19 protein-coding genes are annotated in these 18,204 nt (G+C 64.7%); 10 read left to right on the forward strand and 9 right to left on the reverse strand.

The features are described 5' to 3' along the window. Positions 1-122 precede the first annotated feature (122 nt). The 4 genes from BMI01S_RS22075 to BMI01S_RS22090 all read left to right on the forward strand — a co-directional run bounded on the left by BMI01S_RS22075 (position 123) and on the right by BMI01S_RS22090 (position 2,629). A complete protein-coding gene (locus BMI01S_RS22075) occupies positions 123-377 on the forward strand; it encodes a (2Fe-2S)-binding protein (protein WP_028213586.1) in 255 nt (84 codons plus the stop codon). Between the two features lie 289 nt (positions 378-666). Then, entirely contained in the window at positions 667-1,398 is a 732-nt protein-coding gene (locus BMI01S_RS22080) for an energy transducer TonB (RefSeq protein WP_028213584.1), read from the forward strand. Between the two features lie 46 nt (positions 1,399-1,444). Next, entirely contained in the window at positions 1,445-2,191 is a 747-nt protein-coding gene (locus BMI01S_RS22085; protein WP_028213583.1) for a MotA/TolQ/ExbB proton channel family protein, read from the forward strand. Between the two features lie 18 nt (positions 2,192-2,209). Beyond that, complete coding sequence (locus BMI01S_RS22090; RefSeq protein WP_028213582.1) at positions 2,210-2,629, forward strand: ExbD/TolR family protein; 420 nt, start codon at positions 2,210-2,212, stop codon at positions 2,627-2,629. Positions 2,630-3,045: 416 nt separating this feature from the next. Here BMI01S_RS22090 and BMI01S_RS22095 read toward each other — a convergent pair whose 3' ends face one another. Beyond that, complete coding sequence (locus tag BMI01S_RS22095) at positions 3,046-4,089, reverse strand: LysR family transcriptional regulator (RefSeq protein WP_042290550.1); 1,044 nt, start codon at positions 4,087-4,089, stop codon at positions 3,046-3,048. A 121-nt stretch (positions 4,090-4,210) separates the two neighbouring features. Here BMI01S_RS22095 and BMI01S_RS22100 point away from each other — a divergent pair, with 121 nt between their 5' ends. From BMI01S_RS22100 to hemP, 4 genes are all read left to right on the forward strand, one after another. Next, positions 4,211-5,092, forward strand: a complete 882-nt coding sequence (locus tag BMI01S_RS22100; RefSeq protein ID WP_028213581.1) for a pirin family protein — start codon at positions 4,211-4,213, stop codon at positions 5,090-5,092. 119 nt (positions 5,093-5,211) lie between these two features. Continuing rightward, entirely contained in the window at positions 5,212-5,610 is a 399-nt protein-coding gene (locus tag BMI01S_RS22105; RefSeq protein ID WP_028213580.1) for an OsmC family protein, read from the forward strand. A 39-nt stretch (positions 5,611-5,649) separates the two neighbouring features. Continuing rightward, positions 5,650-6,135: an SRPBCC family protein gene (locus tag BMI01S_RS22110; RefSeq protein ID WP_028213579.1), complete on the forward strand. Its 486-nt coding sequence runs from the start codon at positions 5,650-5,652 to the stop codon at positions 6,133-6,135. A 184-nt stretch (positions 6,136-6,319) separates the two neighbouring features. Further along, the gene (gene hemP / locus BMI01S_RS22115; RefSeq protein WP_028213578.1) at positions 6,320-6,580 is read left to right on the forward strand and encodes a hemin uptake protein HemP; all 261 of its coding nucleotides are present in this window, start codon (positions 6,320-6,322) and stop codon (positions 6,578-6,580) included. 282 nt (positions 6,581-6,862) lie between these two features. On the opposite strand, the gene BMI01S_RS22120 is transcribed toward hemP, so the two are convergent. The 6 genes from BMI01S_RS22120 to uvrB form a co-directional block, all read right to left on the reverse strand. Continuing rightward, positions 6,863-7,270, reverse strand: a complete 408-nt coding sequence (locus BMI01S_RS22120; protein WP_028213577.1) for a GlcG/HbpS family heme-binding protein — start codon at positions 7,268-7,270, stop codon at positions 6,863-6,865. A 136-nt stretch (positions 7,271-7,406) separates the two neighbouring features. Then, the gene (locus tag BMI01S_RS22125; RefSeq protein ID WP_028213576.1) at positions 7,407-8,834 is read right to left on the reverse strand and encodes a 4Fe-4S binding protein; all 1,428 of its coding nucleotides are present in this window, start codon (positions 8,832-8,834) and stop codon (positions 7,407-7,409) included. After that, positions 8,831-9,676 (reverse strand): FTR1 family iron permease, encoded by an 846-nt coding sequence (locus BMI01S_RS22130; protein ID WP_028213575.1) that lies wholly within the window; start codon positions 9,674-9,676, stop codon positions 8,831-8,833. The genes BMI01S_RS22125 and BMI01S_RS22130 overlap by 4 nt, the downstream gene beginning before the upstream one ends. 72 nt (positions 9,677-9,748) lie before the next feature. Beyond that, on the reverse strand, positions 9,749-10,063 hold the full coding sequence (locus BMI01S_RS22135; protein WP_154671329.1) for a cupredoxin domain-containing protein: 315 nt from the start codon (positions 10,061-10,063) through the stop codon (positions 9,749-9,751). Positions 10,064-10,183: 120 nt separating this feature from the next. Further along, positions 10,184-10,732: an iron transporter gene (locus tag BMI01S_RS22140; RefSeq protein ID WP_028213573.1), complete on the reverse strand. Its 549-nt coding sequence runs from the start codon at positions 10,730-10,732 to the stop codon at positions 10,184-10,186. A 291-nt stretch (positions 10,733-11,023) separates the two neighbouring features. Then, complete coding sequence (gene uvrB, locus BMI01S_RS22145) at positions 11,024-13,105, reverse strand: excinuclease ABC subunit UvrB (RefSeq protein ID WP_028213572.1); 2,082 nt, start codon at positions 13,103-13,105, stop codon at positions 11,024-11,026. A gap of 303 nt (positions 13,106-13,408) precedes the next feature. On the opposite strand from uvrB, the gene BMI01S_RS22150 reads away from it, so the two are divergent. Further along, on the forward strand, positions 13,409-14,608 hold the full coding sequence (locus BMI01S_RS22150; RefSeq protein ID WP_028213571.1) for an amino acid aminotransferase: 1,200 nt from the start codon (positions 13,409-13,411) through the stop codon (positions 14,606-14,608). A 123-nt stretch (positions 14,609-14,731) separates the two neighbouring features. On the opposite strand, the gene BMI01S_RS22155 is transcribed toward BMI01S_RS22150, so the two are convergent. Together BMI01S_RS22155 and BMI01S_RS22160 are read right to left on the reverse strand one after the other, a co-directional pair. Continuing rightward, positions 14,732-16,009: a patatin-like phospholipase family protein gene (locus BMI01S_RS22155; protein WP_028213570.1), complete on the reverse strand. Its 1,278-nt coding sequence runs from the start codon at positions 16,007-16,009 to the stop codon at positions 14,732-14,734. Positions 16,010-16,038: 29 nt separating this feature from the next. Beyond that, positions 16,039-16,842, reverse strand: coding sequence for a 3-hydroxybutyrate dehydrogenase (locus BMI01S_RS22160; RefSeq protein WP_028213569.1), 804 nt, complete (start codon positions 16,840-16,842; stop codon positions 16,039-16,041). A 281-nt stretch (positions 16,843-17,123) separates the two neighbouring features. Here BMI01S_RS22160 and BMI01S_RS22165 point away from each other — a divergent pair, with 281 nt between their 5' ends. Next, positions 17,124-18,095 (forward strand): potassium channel beta subunit family protein, encoded by a 972-nt coding sequence (locus BMI01S_RS22165; protein ID WP_028213568.1) that lies wholly within the window; start codon positions 17,124-17,126, stop codon positions 18,093-18,095. Positions 18,096-18,204 lie beyond the last annotated feature (109 nt).

An 18,204-nucleotide genomic window follows, 5' to 3' on the forward strand; every position in this document is an offset into this window, starting at 1 on the left:
GTTCCCTGCGCAAAGACAAGTCCCTGCACGGCTTTGTTACAAACTCCTGTCCAGGAGCGCTTGCCAAATCAGGCAAACATAATGATAATAATTCGCATTAACTCTCTCTATTGCGATCCATCATGATTGTCTGCGTTTGCAAGTCCGTCTCCGACCGGACGATCCGCGCCTCCATCGCGGAAGGCATGGATTCCTTCGACGAGCTGCAGTTCGAACTCGGCGTCGCGACCTGCTGCGGCAAGTGCGAAGAAACCGTTCGCGACGTGATGGCGCAAAGCGGTGTCTGCGCGAGCCGCTGCGGGGTGCCGCATGCCCCCGCCGTGGTCCCCGCTCCGCACGCGGTCCCGCTCACGTTCTACGAGCGCAAGGCCGCATGAAGCCATGGCGTGCATCTCGCCAACGATGCGCGCCCACCCTGTCCGCCCGCTCAGCCGGATGCGCCGCCGCACCTGGCGGCACTGCGGACATCAAACCGCCGCCGACAGCAAGCCCGTCTTCCGACCAGCCAGCTACCGCTTACGTCCCTCAATGGAGGCCAGGATGGAGTTGCTGATCGGATTCGTTACGACGCTGTGCATCTCGCTGCTGATCTTTCGCAAATGAAGCCGCCCGACACGACGCGCTGGCTCACCGGCGCGTCGCCGTCCGCACGGCAGCCACGCTAACATGCAAGCCTTCCAGAACACCGCTGGCGCGCTGGCGCCTCCCTCGCTTCGCGTCAATCGCCGTGTTGTCACAGCGACCGCGATCGTGGTCGGGTTGCATGCCGCGCTCGCCGGCATCGTGCTGATGAAGCCCGAACCCGTGACGCCCGTCGCACTCCAGTCGCAGACCATTACCGCCGAGCTGCTCAAGCCGGCTCGGGTGGCCGCGCCGGCCGCGATTCAATCCCCGCCCACGCCGCCGCGGCCCAAGCCTGTCCCACCGGTCACGCACGAGAAGCCCAAGGTGCAGCCCAAGCCGAAGCCAACCCCGCTGCCGGTGGCGGAATCGCCCTCGCAGCACGCGATCGAATCGCCCGCGCCCGCCGCTCCCGCGCCACCGGCTCCCGCCGCGCCAGCACCTGCGGCGCAGTCCGCGGCGGCCACCGACGTCACGTCGACCCTGGCAATCGCGGCCCCGAAGAACGTCTCGCACCTCGACTGCCGCATCGTGCAGCCCGATTACCCGACGCTCTCTCGCCGCCGCGGCGAGACGGGCACAGCCTTCGTGCACTTCGTCGTGGGCCTCGCGGGCAAGATCGAGAACATCGAGCTGAAAAAGAGCAGCGGCTATAGCCGCCTCGACGACGCCGCCGTGGACGCCATGCGCCAAAGCTCGTGCAAGCCGTACCTGGAAAACGGCGAAGCGGTGCGCGCGGCCTACACACAACCATTCGACTTCAGCCTGCGCGATTGACCGGCTGAGCCGCACGCCTTCATGAATTGAACAAAGAGGATCGAGCATGCAGAACTACGGTATCGCCCACGTCTGGGCGCAAGGGGATTTCGTCACGCGCGGCATTGCGCTCGCGCTGTTGATCATGTCGGTGCTCTCGTGGTGCGTGATCGTCGTGAAGGGCTGGAACGTCGCGCGGCTCAAGCGCCTCACGAAAAACGCCGAGCAGCAGTTCTGGCACTCGGACGATCTCGCCGACGGCGTGAAGAAGCTGGGCAGCGGCACGCGCGAAGACAACCCCTTCCTCGCGCTCGCGCGCTCGGGCCAGGAAGCCGCCGATCACCATCATCAGACGCAGCCGCATCTGCACGACCGCATGGACGTCTCCGACTGGATCACGCGCTGCCTGAAGGACACGATGGACGACTCGGTCGCGAAGATGCAAAGCGGGCTCGCCATTCTCGCGTCGATCGGCAGCACCGCGCCGTTCGTGGGCTTGTTCGGCACGGTGTGGGGCATTTATCACGCACTGCTTACGATCGGCGCGACGGGCCAGACCTCGATCGACGCCGTGGCCGGCCCCGTGGGTGAAGCGCTCATCATGACCGCGTTCGGCCTTTTCGTCGCGATTCCTGCGGTGCTCGGCTACAACGCGCTCACTCGCGCCAACAAGGCGATCGTCACGAAGCTCAACCGCTTCGCGCACGGCCTGCATGCTTTCTTCGTGACGGGCGCGCGTCTCACGTCGACGGCCCGCGGCCGGGCGTTGGACGGCAACACGGGCAATCTGCGCGTCGCCGCGCGCAGCCACTAAAAAGCGGAGGCAAACATCATGGCGATGAGCCCCTTTGCCAACGACGACGACGATGGCCTGATGAACGAAATCAACATGACGCCGCTCGTCGACGTCATGTTGGTTCTCCTGATCGTTTTCATGGTGACGATTCCCGTGATCCGCCACGCCGTGAAAATCGACCTGCCGCACGCGAGCAGCCAGAAGGAAGACACGAAGCCCGCGCAGATCAATGTGTCGATCGACGCGGATGGCACCGTGCTGTGGGACGGCACGAAAGTCGATGAAGCGGCGCTGAACCAGAAGATCGCGGCAGCGGCGCAAACCACGCCGCAACCGGAGCTGCATCTGAACGCGGATCGCAAGGTCCAATACGAGCGAGTGGCCCAGGTCATGTCCGCTGCGCAAAACGGCGGCTTGACGAAGCTCGGCTTCGTCACCGATCCCGCGCATCACTGATGCACATTTTCGAGCGCCAGGCGCTGGTTTCAGCGATACAAAGTAAAAGGCCTTCATCGTCAGATGAAGGCCTTTTTTTCTGCGCACGCGGCGCACTCGGGCGGTGGCGGCAACTCCCCGACAATCGATCGGTTCACGCCGGCACATGCGACTGCCGTGGGCAACACGGACTGCGCTTTCGGCCCTGAAGGCCCACTATGATAGCGGCCATCAATTCCCACTCAAGACCGGTGCTTGGTGAGAAGGACTTCAATATATTCCTCTCGCTTGACGCCTACAAGGGTTAAGCCATTGAATGTAGCGATGGCTGGTCGCGCTTGAATGCCTAAAAACAAATGGCGCTGCACGTCGTACGCAAATGCACTCCGTGAAGCCGTTGCTTCATACATGCGCACGCGCGCGCACGTTCGCAAAGTTCACGCAGTTTCGATCTTGCTCGCGCGCTTCGCGTTGGATAGTCCGCCACTCTGGGCGCTCGCTGCGCGCTGCTCTTCGCCACGCGCGACGAGCGCGTCGATCTCGCTTTTCAGCGGACATTCCTGGTGCAGGCTTTTATCTGCGTCGAGCACTTCGACGAGGTAATCGACGAAGGCGCGCACGGCAGGAACCATGCCCTGGCGCGAGAGAAACACCGCGTAGAGTTGCGGCACCGGCAGCGTCCAGCCCGGCATCACCGGCGAAAGCTTGCCCGAGCGCAGCGCGGCGCCATACATCATTTCAGGCATTGCCGCGATGCCGAGGCCGTACAAAGCGGCTTCGCGGATCGTGGTCAGGTCGGCGCTGATGAGGCGCGGCTCGTGCTCGTGCGAATGACGCGTGCCGTCCGGCGCGATCAGCTGGAATACGTGGCGCCCGTCGCTCGTGGGCGTGTCGAGCGTCTCGAAGCGTGAAAGGTCTTCGGGCGTGAGCGGCGGCGCATTCTGCGCGAGCAGGCTAGGCGCGCCCACCAGCATCTGCTCCGTGCGCCACAGCGGCCGCACCACGATATTGGCGTTCTGCGGCGGTTCCGAGCGCACGCGCAACGCGATATCCACGGAATCTTCGAACAGGTCGATCACGCGATTCGTCACGCGCATCACCACCCGAACCTCGGGGTAGCGAAGCATGAATTCCGGAATGATCTGCGAAAAGATGGTCTGCGAAAGCGTGACAGGCACGCTCACGCGCACCGTCCCCCGCGGCGACGAGCGCAGCGACTGAACGACGTTCACCGCGGCCTGCGCCTCGGCGAGCATCGCGCGGCAATGCTCGTAAAAGAGTTCGCCCGCCTCGGTCAACGCGAGCTTGCGCGTGGAACGCTGCAAGAGACGCACGCCGAGCGAGGCCTCGAGTTCGCTCACCCGGCGCGACAGCCGCGACTTCGAGATGCCGAGCACGCGCTCGGCAGCGGAGAAACCGCCATGCTCGATGACCTGCGAGAAATACATGAGGTCGTTCAGGTTGTGCGAATCGATTTTCATGTTGTCGTTCCAGCGATGGGACAATCCATTGCGATGGGGCCGTAAAACAGGCCAAATTGGCTATCTATAATAGCGGTTTGTTTCGCAAATAACGCAATTCCCACAATTCGAGGTGATATCCATGGCCACGACCCGTACGATCGAACGCGTTTATCCCGCGGTTCGCACCACCGAGGGAGGCGGATTCATCGTTCATCGGCCGTTTCCCACGCGAGCGCTGATGGACTTCGATCCGTTCCTGCTGCTCGACGAAATGGGCCCCGTCGACTATGCGCCCGGCGAGGCCAAGGGCGCGCCCGACCACCCGCATCGCGGCTTCGAAACCGTCACCTATATGGTCGAAGGCCGCTTCGGTCACAAGGACTCGGCGGGCCACGCGGGCACGCTGGGGCCCGGCGACGTGCAATGGATGACGGCCGGCGCGGGCGTGATTCACAGCGAGATGCCCGACCCCGAATTCACGCGCACCGGCGGCCGCATGCACGGCCTGCAGCTGTGGGTGAATCTGCCTGCACGCGACAAGATGATCGCGCCGCGCTACCAGGAACTGCCCACCGGGCAGATCCCCGTGGGCCGCTCGAAGGACGGCAAGGTCACGGTAAAGGTAATCGCCGGTGAGGCGCTGGGCGCGAAAGCCGCGATCGAGACGCGCACGCCCATCCTGTACCAGCACTTCACGCTCGCGCCCGGCGCGCGCGTCGAGCAGCCCGTGCCCGCCGGCTATCGCGTGTTCGCCTATGGCCTTTCGGGCACGGGCCTCTACGGTCCGCAAGCGCAGGCGATCGAAGCCCAGCAGATGGTAGCCTTCGCGAGCGACGGCGAGACCGTCACGCTCGCCGCCCCGGCCGATGCGAGCGTGCCGCTCGACGTGCTCCTGATCGGCGGCGTGCCGCTGAACGAGCCGGTCGTGCGCTACGGTCCATTCGTGATGAACACCGAGCAGGAGATCCGCGAGGCCGTGCTCGACTATCAGGCTGGGCGCATGGGACGCATCGCTCACTAAGCGCCGCGGGTTCCGGTGCCTCTCCACAGGCCCGCCCGCTTTCCGTCACAATAAGGCTTCCGGGGCGCGCACCCCTCGCGCGCCCGTCCCTCTTTAACCGTCCCGCCCGCGAGGAGCGCATGGCCGAACCCGCAGTCACCGCACACATTGGCTCGACGAACTACCAGGTCCAGTTCGACGACGGCACACACACCTGGATCGCCGACGAGCCCGCCTCGCTCGGTGGCGGCGACCGCGGACCGTCGCCCTTTTCGCTGCTGCTCTCGAGCCTCGGCGCCTGCACCTCCATCACGCTGAAGATGTACGCCCAGCGCAAGGAGTGGCCGCTCGAAGGCGTACGCGTGAAGCTCTCCATGGAAACCGGCAACGAAGGCACGAAGATCGATCGCCAGATCATGCTCGAAGGCGCGCTCACCGAGGCGCAGCGCGAACGCCTGCTGCAGATCGCCAACGCCTGCCCGGTGCACAAGGTGCTCACGAACACGATCGCGATCCACACGGGTCTCGTCGTCGCCTGAGCGTCGGCGCACGGACACAGAACACAGGAAGGCGCCGCCTTGAATTTCGAACATCTCATCCAGATCAACGACCCGCTGAACCCGCTCGTCGAGGCCATGACGCGTGAACAGCTCTGGGAAGGGCTCGTGCTGCGCGCGGAGCAGCCGCAGCTCTTCGTGATCGGTCTCGACAGCTGCACGATCCTCTCGCGCAGCGAGAGCACGATGGAGCGCGAGCTGCACTACGGCCACGCCACGGTGCGCGACCGCGTCACGTTCACGCCCAACGAGAGCGTGCGCTACGACATCATGGCGACCGCCGAATACGTGGGCGGCTCGCTCACGATGACGATCGAGCAGCCCGATCCGCTGCAGCTCTTTCTGCGCTTCGAGTACCGCACGACACTGCCGACGGCCGACACCGAAGACGATCGCCAGACTTCGGAGATCGTGAAATCGGCGTATCGCGAATCGGACATCGATACCGTGCGTCTCATCCGCCAGTTCGTGCAGGGCGACGGCAGCGCGCCGAACGCGCTGCACTGAATCCTGGCAGAGGGCGGCGGGCCTCCACGCGTGGGTCGGCCTGCCGCCCTTCCATGAGTGCCGGGGCGCCCCTGCTTTGGCTCAGACTATCGGCGATGAATTCCGATGAATCTCTCTTTGTTGTTAATGGGAACGATTATCATTTAGAATCATTCCATCGAATCTCGACAAAGACGTGACGTTCATGACCGAACCGAACCGTAGCTCCACGTTAAGCTTGCGCCGCACCAGCGGCCCGGCATCGACCAGCGTGCGACCCAAGTCCGCCATGGTCCAGCCGGAACCCCGCAAGCGCATCGAAACGGCGGGCGCCGCCGCAAGCAGCGAGCGAACGCTCGATAGCGCGGCGCTGCTGCAAGGCCGCAGCCACGTGAGCATCGTGCATAACGGAGAGACGTATCAGTTGCGGGCCACCCGGCTCGGCAAGCTGATCCTGACCAAGTAGGGTCAAGCCGTTTTCAACCGGGTATTGTGGGGACCGCCTCCACCGGGAGGCGTTGGGGCATTAGCCAGCTACGACGGCTTGCACGCGAGATCTAGACCCCTTCGTGCAGACATCCTTCAAGCTTCAGGCCAGCCGTCGAAGCAAGCCAAGCCACTTTTTTGTTCTCACCTCTGATCGCGGCGGCGCGCGAAGCGCGAGCCGCCCAGGGCCCTGCGCCCGAAACAAAAGCCGCGGCACACGTCCGCGGCTTTTGTTTCTTCGGCGCGAGGCAAGACGACGCGCTCAGCCCGCACCGAGCGCCGCGATGCCCGCGCGCGCGATGGCCGCATCCTGATCGGACTTCACGCCCGAGACGCCGACTGCGCCGATCACGTCGCCGTTTACGACGACGGGCACGCCGCCTTCGAGCATGCCCGTGAGCGGCGCACTGAGAAACGCGGTGCGTCCCTGCTTGATGACGTCTTCGTAGACCTTGCTCTCGCGGCGGCCCAGCGCGGCGGTGCGGGCCTTGGCCATGGCGATTTCGGCGGTGATGGGCGAGGCGCCATCGAGCCGGCGCAGAAACAGCAGATGCGCGCCATCGTCGACGATGGCGACCGTCACGTTCCACTGGTTTGCGCGTGCGTGCGCCACGGCCGCTTCGGCCATCTTTAGGACATCTTCGTCGGTCAATACTGCGCGGGTTCGCATGGTGGACTCTCCAATGTCAGACAAGCCGGTCGGGCAGCGCCGGGACAAGCCCGGCGCCGACGCCGCGTGACGATGCATTGGAGAGTAGCGCAGATCGCGCCCGATGAAAGCTCGCGCGAGCCTTGGGCACTCGCGGTCAGTGCACCCAGCCCCAGAACATCAGCCACCACGCGCTGTCCACCACGGCGAGCGCGAGCGCGAAGCCCGCCAGCGCGAGCGCGCGCTGCCACAAGCGGCTGCTATGGCGCCCCGTAACCCGCCACGCGAGCCAGGCGCTCCAGAGGTTCGTGATGACGAGAATCGCAATGCGCACCTCGGCGGCCCAGTCGAGCGGCACGTGCTCGGCGCGCAGGAGCGAGAGCGTCGTGGCGGAGAGGCCGAGGAACACGCCCGCGCCGGCCAGCGGAATCAGCGACTGCGCCAGGTGATGCAGACGCCGCATCTCGAAGCGGCCGAGCACGGCCGTCGAGCCCGCGAGAATCGCGAAGAGCGCCGTGCCATAGACGAGCCCCGTCGCGACGATATAGCCGACGATCATCGCGCCATCGAGCCACGAAAACACGTCGTTCTGCGCGGGGTAATGCGTGAGCAGGAACCACGGCGCATTGGTCTCGAGCGGCCAGGTGATGTCGCGGTCGATGAGCCAGCCCGCGAGCCACTGCTTGATGCCGATGAACCACGGCGAGCCGGTCCAGTGGAACGCGCCAATCGCGACGCCAAGCAGGCCGTAGAGGATCAGCGCGGTGTCCCAGGCGCTCGCCTGGCTGGCGCCGAGCTCGACCACTTCCTGCGCGGGCGAGCGCCACGAGAGCGCGATGGCGTCGCGGTGGCCGCTGCAGCGTCCGCACATGTGGCACTGGGCGGCGCCCTTCATGCTGCGCAGCGGCACGAGCGGCGCGCAGTTGACGGGAATCACGCGATGCCCGCCGTGCTCGCCGTGCGTATAGGAGTTGCGCCAGGCCTCTTCGTCGACCTTGTAGCGAAACGGCGCGAGACGCGCCAGAAGCGCGAACACCCCGTTCACGGGGCAGAGATACTTGCACCAGACGCGCTTTTCGCGCCCGTAAAGAAAACCGATCACCATGGCGCCCAGCGTCGATCCGCCCAGCACCAGCAGCACCGCCTTGGGGTACTGGTAGACGCTCACCATCTGTCCGTAGATCGTCGTGAGGCCGAACGCCACGAAAGGCCAGCCGCCCCAGCGCATCCAGTGCGGAATCGCCTTGCCGCGGCCGAACTTGCTGGCGAACTCGGTGAGCGCGCCTTCGGGGCACAGCACGCCGCACCACACGCGGCCGAGCATCACCATCGAAAGCAGCACGAACGGCCACCAGATGCCCCAGAACACGAACTGCGCCGCGAGCGTGAGGTTGTTCCACAGGTGCGCCGCGTCGCCGGGCAACGGCATCGCCGCCGGCACGAGAATCAGGAACGCGTAGACGGCGACGACAGCCCACTGCACGGCGCGAATCACCGCGCCGTGACGTTGCATCCACTGGCCCGCCTGGGCGAGCTTGCCAGGGCGCCCGGTTGCCTGCGCCGGGCCAACGGATGCACAACTCATGCTGCCTTCCTCTTCGCGACCGCGCCTGCGCGGCCGGTGGCGCGCCGCACGAGGAACCACACCACGAGCCAGTACACGGCGTAGGCGATCAGGTTCATGAGCGCCGGGTGCGCGCGGTAGCCGGTGAGCGTTGCGACGAGCGAACCGAACGTGTTCGAATCGTCGAGGATCGCCGAGGTATTCCACACCTGGTCGACGAGGGTCGGCAGGATTTCCTTGTCGATCAGCTTGTCGATCCCGGTCTGGAACAGGCCCGCGCCGAGAAACAGCAGCATGATTTCAGTAATGCGGAAGAAGTGCCGCCACGAGAACACCTTGCCGCCCAGTTGCAGGAGGTAGAACGTGAGCAACGCGAGGGCCAGGCCGATCAGCACGGCAACATACTGGCTCGCGTCCACGTGGCCCGACTGGCCGAAGCCAAGGCCGTAGAGAAAGATCACCGTCTCGCTGCCTTCACGCGCGATCGCCAGCGCGACGAGAATCGCCACGCCCCACCAGTTCGCGTCGCGCGCGCTCTTTTCCAGCGACTGTTCCATGTCGCGCTTGAGCGTGCGCCCGTGCTGCTTCATCCACAGCACCATCTGCACGATCAGCACGCACGCCACGAGCACCATGCCGGTCTGGAAATAATCCTGGGCGTCGCCCGACAGCACCTCGGTAAAGCCGACCAGCACCGCGCCGAGCGCGACGGCGGCGACAATGCCGATCGCCACGCCGCCCCACAGGTACGGCACGCCGCGCCTTGCATCCGCGTCGCCGTTTTTCAGCCACGCATACAGAATCCCGACGACGAGCAGCGCCTCGACGCTCTCCCGCCATACGATGAACATCACCTGCCCCATTCAACACCTCCCGCTACTGGCGATACGCACCTCGCGCACCTCGCGCACCTCGCAACGCTGATCCGGCAACGCTCATTTCGCGACAATCACGCCTTGCGCCTGCTGATGGAAATCGTCGAAGAACTTGTACTCGCCCGGATCGAGCGGCGCGATCACGACGAACGACTCCGCGCCCGGCGCCAGCACCTTCTCCTTGCGCAACTGAACGCTCTCGAACTCGGCCGCACCCTTGCCCGTGTTGCGTACCTCGATCTTGATGCGCTTGCCCGCCGGCACTTCGATGCGTGCGGGGTTGAACTTGCCGTCGTTCACTTCGAGCTTGAACGTCGGTACGTCTTCGGCCTGCGCCGCCGTGGCCACGCCGGCGAGCGACACCGCAAGAGACATGTTGAGCGCGAGCGCCGCAAACTTCCGGATTCCATTCATGGGTCTTACCTGCTCCTTCCTGCGTTCCCCGAAAGCGGCGGCGCCCTCAGGCGCGCACCGCCACCTTCCGCACTGCGCGGCTTAGTAGCCGCCCTTCTTGCCGATGCCGGCGAACGGGAAATCGTATTCCAGCGTGACCGGCTTGAACCAGGGGCCCACGCCCGTTTCCTTGTCGACGTGACGGCCGAACGCCATATGACCCATCTGCATCGGCGCTTCGACGATCAGCTTCAGGTGGTACTTCCCCGGACCCGCCAGCTTGACGTTGTCGCCGTAGTGCGGGCCGTCGTTCGCGACCATCGGCATCAGATCACCCTTTTGCACGTAGCTCGAACCCGGCTTCGTCAGCTCGTAATGCACCTGCAGATACGGCATCCAGTCGCCTTCGGCGAAGCCGCTTGGATTGTTCTTGACCGCATGGATGTCCGACTCGAGGTGGATGTCCGAATCCGATGCCTTGCGCATCATGCCTTCCGGGTCCATCGTGATCGGCTGCAGATAGACGGCGCCGATTTCCATGCCGCCCTGAATTTGCTGCTTGCCGATCGGGTATTCAGCCGCGTGGGCCGCCAATGCCGCCGTGGCGGCCGCAATCACGGCGGTGCCGCGCAAGAGAGAGTGGATCCGCATCGAAACTCCGTTCTTATGTGAGGTGACTTCGCACTGAGTCTTCCGCATCTACGTAAAAACGTTAATGCGAACAATTCTCAATAATTGCGAAGTGTATCACCGATGCGGACCAGGGACAAAGCCGCCGACACGAAAACCCTTAGCGAACAGGGTTTTAGCGGCGATTGGTTAATATGGGCTTACGGCGCTTCGCTGGCAGATTTCAGCGGGTGATGCACACGAAAGGCAATCGAAGGCATTCCGTCGTCGAAGACGGACGCCGCGCGCCCATCCGCCGATGCCCTCACAGGCTCAAATGGGATGGTCCCCCACGTTCGCGCCGAACACGCGCTGACGCAGCACGGCGAGCTGGTCGCGCGTTTGCGCGGCCTTCTCGAATTCGAGGTTCTTCGCGTAGTCCATCATCTGCTTCTCGAGCTTCTTGATCTCCTTCGCGATCTGCTTCTCCGACATATCCTCGAACTTCGCGCGCTCCTGCTCCTCGCGCAGCTCGGCGCGCGCTTCGTCCACGTTGTAGACGCCATCGATGATGTCCTTGATGCGCTTGACCACGCCGCGCGGCACGATGCCGTGCTCCGCGTTGAAGTGCATCTGCTTGGCGCGCCGGCGCTCGGTTTCGTCGATCGCCTTGCGCATCGAGTCGGTGATGCGGTCGCCGTAAAGAATCGCCTTGCCGTTCACGTTGCGCGCCGCTCGGCCGATCGTCTGGATGAGCGAGCGCTCGGCGCGCAGAAAGCCTTCCTTGTCGGCGTCGAGGATCGCCACGAGCGAGACTTCGGGAATGTCGAGACCCTCGCGCAGCAGGTTGATGCCCACCAGCACGTCGAACGTGCCCAGCCGCAGGTCGCGGATGATCTCCACGCGCTCGACCGTGTCGATGTCGCTATGCAGATAACGCACCTTCACGCCGTGGTCGGCGAGGAACTCGGTGAGCTGCTCGGCCATGCGCTTGGTGAGCGTGGTGACCAGCACGCGCTCGCCTGCGGCCACGCGCTCGTTGATCTCGCCGAGCACGTCGTCCACCTGCGTCGATGCGGGCCGCACCTCGATCTCCGGGTCGACGAGGCCCGTCGGCCGCACGACCTGTTCGGCGATCTGGCCCGTCACCCTCTTCTCGTAGTCGGCGGGCGTGGCCGAGACGAACACGACCTGGCGCATCTTGCGCTCGAACTCGTTGAACTTGAGCGGCCGGTTGTCCAGCGCCGAAGGCAGCCGGAAGCCATAGTCGACGAGGTTTTCCTTGCGCGCCCGGTCGCCGTTGTACATGCCGTTCAGCTGGCCGATCAGCACGTGCGATTCGTCGAGGAACATCATCGCGTCGGTCGGCAGATAATCGACGAGCGTGGGCGGCGGCTCGCCGGGCAGCGCGCCCGAAAAGTGCCGCGAGTAGTTCTCGATGCCCTTGCAGAAGCCCAGTTCCTGGAGCATTTCCAGATCGAAACGCGTGCGCTGCTCGAGGCGCTGCGCCTCCACGAGCTTGCCTTCCGTGTGGAAGAATTCGAGGCGTTCGCGCAGTTCGGCTTTGATGGTTTCGACGGCGCGCAGCACGGTCTCGCGCGGCGTCACGTAGTGCGACGACGGATACACCGTGAAGCGCGGAATTTTCTGGCGCACGCGGCCCGTGAGCGGATCGAAGAGCTGCAGCGTTTCCACCTCGTCGTCGAACAGTTCCACGCGCACGGCCATTTCGGCGTGCTCGGCCGGGAAGATGTCGATGGTGTCGCCGCGCACGCGGAAAGTGCCGCGCTGGAAGTCCTGCTCGTTGCGCGTGTACTGCATCGCGATCAGGCGCGCGATGACGTCGCGCTGGCCGAGTTTGTCGCCGTGACGCAGCGTGAGAATCATCTGGTGGTACTCGGACGGATTGCCGATACCGTAAATCGCCGAAACCGTCGCGACGATCACCACGTCGCGCCGCTCCATCAGGCTCTTGGTGGCCGACAGCCGCATCTGCTCGATATGCTCGTTGATCGACGAATCTTTTTCGATGAAAAGATCGCGCTGCGGCACATAGGCTTCCGGCTGGTAATAGTCATAGTACGAAACGAAGTACTCGACGGCATTGCGCGGAAAAAACTCGCGAAACTCGGCGTAGAGCTGCGCGGCGAGCGTCTTGTTCGGCGCGAACACGATAGCCGGGCGACCGAGGCGCGCAATCGTGTTCGCCATCGTGTAGGTCTTGCCCGAGCCCGTCACGCCGAGCAGCGTCTGGAACGAGAGACCGTCTTCCACGCCTTCCACGAGCGTTTCGATGGCCGTCGGCTGGTCGCCGGCCGGCGGGTACGGCTGGTAGAGCTGGAACGGCGAGCCGTCGTAGTGCACGAATTTCGACTCGTCGAGCGCGGGCGCGTCGGCGACGGTGTGGTCGGACATGGGTGACATCCTGTGCGCGGAGCAAACAACTATTCTAGCGTCTCGCCTGATCCTGCCGATGGGCGAGCCGTGGGTAGGCGTTCGTGCTAGATGGGGTGCGGTGGCGGCGCTGCAAGGGCCGGGCGGCGCGTGGGCATCGGGCCCAGATTGACCGCACGCCGGGCATCGGCCATGCCGACCGAAATCGCCCCGTGCGGCGAATGGCAATGAGCGGAAATCCGGCTAGAGGATTCGTTACAATAGCGAGTTCCGTGGCCGGCGCGTGTGGCCCAACCGATCTCCCTTCACTTTTGCCGAACGATCATGTCCCTCTTTTCCGCTGTCGAACTCGCCCCTCGCGACCCGATTCTGGGTCTGAACGAAGCCTATAACGCCGATGCACGCGCGACCAAGGTGAACCTCGGCGTGGGCGTGTACACCAACGAAGAAGGCAAGATTCCGCTGCTGCGCGCCGTGCGCGAGGCAGAAAAGGCCCGCGTGGAAGCCGGTCTGCCGCGCGGCTATCTGCCGATCGAAGGTCTCGCCGCCTACGACGCCGCCGTCCAGAAGCTGCTGCTCGGCGACGACTCGCCGCTGATCGCCGCCGGCCGTGTGGTCACGGCCCAGGCGCTGGGCGGCACGGGCGCGCTCAAGATCGGCGCTGATTTCCTGAAGCGCGTGAATCCGAACGCCAAGGTCGCGATCAGCGACCCCAGCTGGGAAAATCACCGCGCGCTCTTCGAAAGCGCGGGCTTCGAAGTGCTCGCCTACCCGTACTACGACGCGCAGACCAACGGCGTGAACTTCGAAGGCATGCTGAGCGCGCTGAACGGCTACGCCGCCGGCACCATCATCGTGCTGCACGCGTGCTGCCACAACCCGACCGGCGTCGACCTCACGATCGACCAGTGGAAGCAGGTCATCGAGGTCGTCAAGGCGCGTAATCTCGTGCCGTTCCTCGACATCGCTTATCAGGGCTTCGGCGACGGCATCGCGGAAGACGGCGAAGTCGTGCGCCTCTTCGCGGCTTCGGAGCTCAACGTATTCGTTTCGTCGTCGTTCTCGAAGTCGTTCTCGCTCTACGGCGAGCGCGTTGGCGCGCTGTCGATCCTCACGAGCAGCAAGGAAGAGTCGGCACGCGTGCTCTCGCAGCTCAAGCGCGTGATCCGCACGAACTACTCGAACCCGCCGACGCACGGCGGCTCGGTCGTCGCAGCGGTGCTCGGCTCGGCCGACCTGCGCGCCATGTGGGAAGCGGAACTCGGCGAAATGCGCAATCGCATCCGCGCCATGCGCACGGGCCTCGTCGAGCGCCTCGCGGCCGCCGGCGTGGACCGCGACTTCAACTTCATCAACGTGCAGCGCGGCATGTTCTCCTACTCGGGCCTGACGGCGGCGCAGGTCGACCGCCTGCGTGAAGAATTCGGCATCTACGCCGTGAGCACGGGCCGCATCTGCGTGGCCGCGCTGAACACGCGCAACCTCGATGTGGTCGCGAACGCGATTGCGGCCGTGCTGAAGTAAGCCTTTCGCGTACGCGAGGCGCACCGCTTCGACGCGGGGCGCCGAAGCAGCGGCGATTAAAAAAGGCGTCCGTTCGCAAGAACGGACGCCTTTTGCTTTGGCCCGGGCCTCGAGCGATGCTGCTCAGCCGAGGTGACCGCGCATGTCGCGGTGGATGTCGTGCGTGACGAAGCCCGCATCGTTATCGGGCTTGTCGAGCCAGCCCGGCTGGGCGAGCGACGCGCGGATGTCCTGCAAGCCGCTTGCCCAATGCTCGCGCATCGTCGAGATGCCGAACTGAAAGTCCTTGAAGTGCCCCTCGTACTCCTTCTGCCGGTAGATGAGGTGGATCACGTTGTACTTGCGCGTACACGAGAGTTCATCGGCGAGCGCGACCCACGGATCATTGCGATGCTCGGGCGCGACGCGGTCCAGCACCTCGCGCAGCACGTGGCGAAACCGCTGCGAGCGCTGCAGCATGTCGGTGACGAGGCGCGTGCGGCTCGAATACTGGATATCCTTCACGCGCCCCTGCACGTCGACGATGCTGTCGGGCACCGGCCCGCGCGCGCTCCAGAGATCGACCTGGAACGCGAGCGTGTCGCGCCGCGGCGTGGTCTGGATGACCTCATAGAGCGGCGTGTTCGACATCAGGCCGCCGTCCCAGTAGTACTCGCCTTCGATCTCCACGGCCGCGAAACCCGGCGGCAGCGCACCCGAGGCGATGAAATGCTCGGGACGCAACGTGGTGGTCGTATTGTCGAAATAGACGAAGTTGCCGCTGCCCACGTTGACCGCGCCCACGGACACGCGCGTTTCCCCCGAGTTGATGCGCTCGAAGTCGCATAGGCGCTCGAGCGTCGCCTTGAGCGGCTTCGTGTCGTAGTAGCTGGCCGTCGTTGGCGAACCCGAGGCATTGGGCAGTGGCGGCGGAAAGCGAGGCACGAAAAACCCCTTCTGTCCTTCGACGATCGCGCCCGCCGCCTGCATGGCCGTGAAGGTCTTGCGCAAGGCGGCGTTCGAGTTGAAGAGCGCATGCTCGACGAACGGCGGCAACGGGGGGCTGAAGGCAGGCTGGCAAATCGTCTCCCAGAACTCGCGCAGCCGCGCCACGCGATGCTCGGGCGCATTGCCCGCGATGATCGCGGTATTGAGCGCGCCGATCGAAATGCCCGCAATCCAGTTGGGCGCGATGCCGGCCTCGACGAGCCCTTCATACACGCCCGCCTGATAGGCGCCGAGCGCGCCGCCGCCCTGCAGGGTGAGTGCGACGGTTTCCCACTGCTCGGCTCCGCCGCCGCATTGCGAGACGCGCGGCCGCGGTTTCTCAGCAAAATGCGCGCCGACATGCGCGCCCGTATGCGCGCCGGTTTCCTCGCCCACGGCGCTCGACTGGAGCTGCCCCTTCTTGCGTTGCGCCATTGCTGCGTCTCCTCCGCTCGATGCCGGCGTTATTGCATGAACCAGCCGTGGCTCACGATGAAGGACTGGCCCGTGAACGCGGCGCTCGGGAAAGCCGAGAGGAACAGCACGGTTTGCGCGACGTCCTCGACCGTCGTGAAAATACCGTCCACCGTGCCGCCGAGCATGACCCGCTTGACCACCTCTTCCTCGGAGATGCCGAGCTCCTTCGCCTGCTCGGGAATCTGTTTTTCCACGAGCGGCGTGCGCACAAAGCCGGGACACACCACGTGCGAGCGCACGTTGTGCTTGCCACCTTCCTTCGCGAGCACGCGCGCGAGGCCGAGCAACGCGTGCTTGGCTGCGACGTACGCCGACTTGAGCGGGGAAGCTTCATGCGAGTGCACCGAGCCCATGTAGATCACCACGCCGCCGCGGTCGTCCTTGTACATGTGCTTGAGCACCGCCTTGGTGGTGAGGAAGGCGCCGTCCACGTGGATGGCCTGCATCTTCTTCCAGTCGGAGAACGCGTAGTTCTCGATCGGATTCACGATCTGGATGCCCGCGTTCGAGATGAGGATGTCCACCGGGCCCAGTTCGGCGGCCACGCGGTCGATGCCCTGATTCACGGCGTCTTCGCTGGTGACGTCCATGGCCACGCCCATGGCTTTGCCGCCAGCGCCCTTGATCTCTTCGGCCACGGCGTCCGCGCCGCTCTGGTTCAGATCGGCGATAGCGACCGCGGCGCCCGCCTGCGCGAGCGTCAGCGCGATCTGTTTGCCGATGCCGCTGGCCGCGCCAGTCACGACGGCGACCTTGCCATCGAGTTTCATGTTCAGAGAGAGAGACGACATCGGACACCTCCAGGTGAGTGAACGGAACAGGATGAAACTCGGCACGCGCGCCGTCAAACCTGACGAATGGCCTATGCCATCCGGCCGGATGTTGCGTCGCGGCCAATGAGGCTATTGTGCATGAAGCTCGTTACACGAAGCATCGATCTGGACAAGCGCCGGACTGCAGGATGCGCAATAGCGTGTTGCGCGGCATCGTCGCGGCCGTGACTTGCGCCTTCCGGGCTGTAAGCACCAACGGCAAAGTCGTGCTAGCTTTACCGACTCTAGAGGAGACGTTCATGAACTATCGGCGACTGGGCCGTTCAGGCCTGCAGGTTAGCGAACTGTCCATTGGCTCGTGGGTCACCTACGGCAATCAGGTCGACGCGAAGCTCGCGCGCGAATCGCTCGCGGCGGCGCGCGACGCAGGCGTCAACTTCTTCGACAACGCAGAGGCCTATGCGGGCGGCAAGTCGGAAGAGCTCATGGGCCTCGCGCTGAAAGAACTCGCGTGGCCGCGCGTGAGCTATGTGGTCTCGACCAAGTTCTTCTGGGGCTTGAACGAAGCGCCCAACCAGTACCACACGCTCAACCGCAAGTACCTGATGAACGCCATCGACGGCTCGCTCGAGCGGCTGCAGCTCGATTACGTCGATCTCGTCTTCTGCCACCGCCCGGACCCGCACACACCGGTCGAGGAAACCGTGTGGGCGATGAGCGACATGATCTCACGCGGCAAGGCGCTCTACTGGGGTACCTCGGAGTGGAGCGCCGACGAGATCCGCGCCGCGTGGGACATCGCGGAGCGCCATCATCTGCACAAGCCGGTCATGGAGCAGCCGCAATACAACCTGTTCCATCGCACACGCGTGGAAGACGAATACCGGCGGCTCTACGAGGACATCGGTCTCGGCCTCACGACCTGGAGCCCGCTCGCCTCGGGACTCCTGACCGGCAAATACCGCAGCGGCGTGCCCTCGGGCAGCCGCGCCGAGCTGCAGGGCTACGACTGGCTGCGCAAGAACGTCACGGATCCTGACAAGAACGAGATCGTCGGCAGGCTCGCCGACTTTGCGAAGCAGCTCGACTGCTCGGTGGGGCAGCTGGCCCTTGCGTGGGTGCTGAAGAATCCGCATGTGAGCACGGTCATCACCGGCGCTTCGCGCGTGGAGCAAATCGGCGAAAACATGAAGGCGCGCGACGTGGCAGAAAAGATCACGCCGGACATCAAGGCGCAGATCGAGGCGATCGTCGGCGACGCTTACGACTGACGGTCCCATTGCGCCCGGGGCCGGGCCGATGCCCTGGCGTCGCCGGCCGCGGTGATGAACTGCGGTGACGGACTGCGGTGACGCAATGGGGTGTCATACCGGGATAGCG

Source organism: Paraburkholderia mimosarum LMG 23256 = NBRC 106338 (genome assembly GCF_000739815.1).
In the GTDB taxonomy this organism is placed as follows: Bacteria; Pseudomonadota; Gammaproteobacteria; order Burkholderiales; family Burkholderiaceae; genus Paraburkholderia; species Paraburkholderia mimosarum.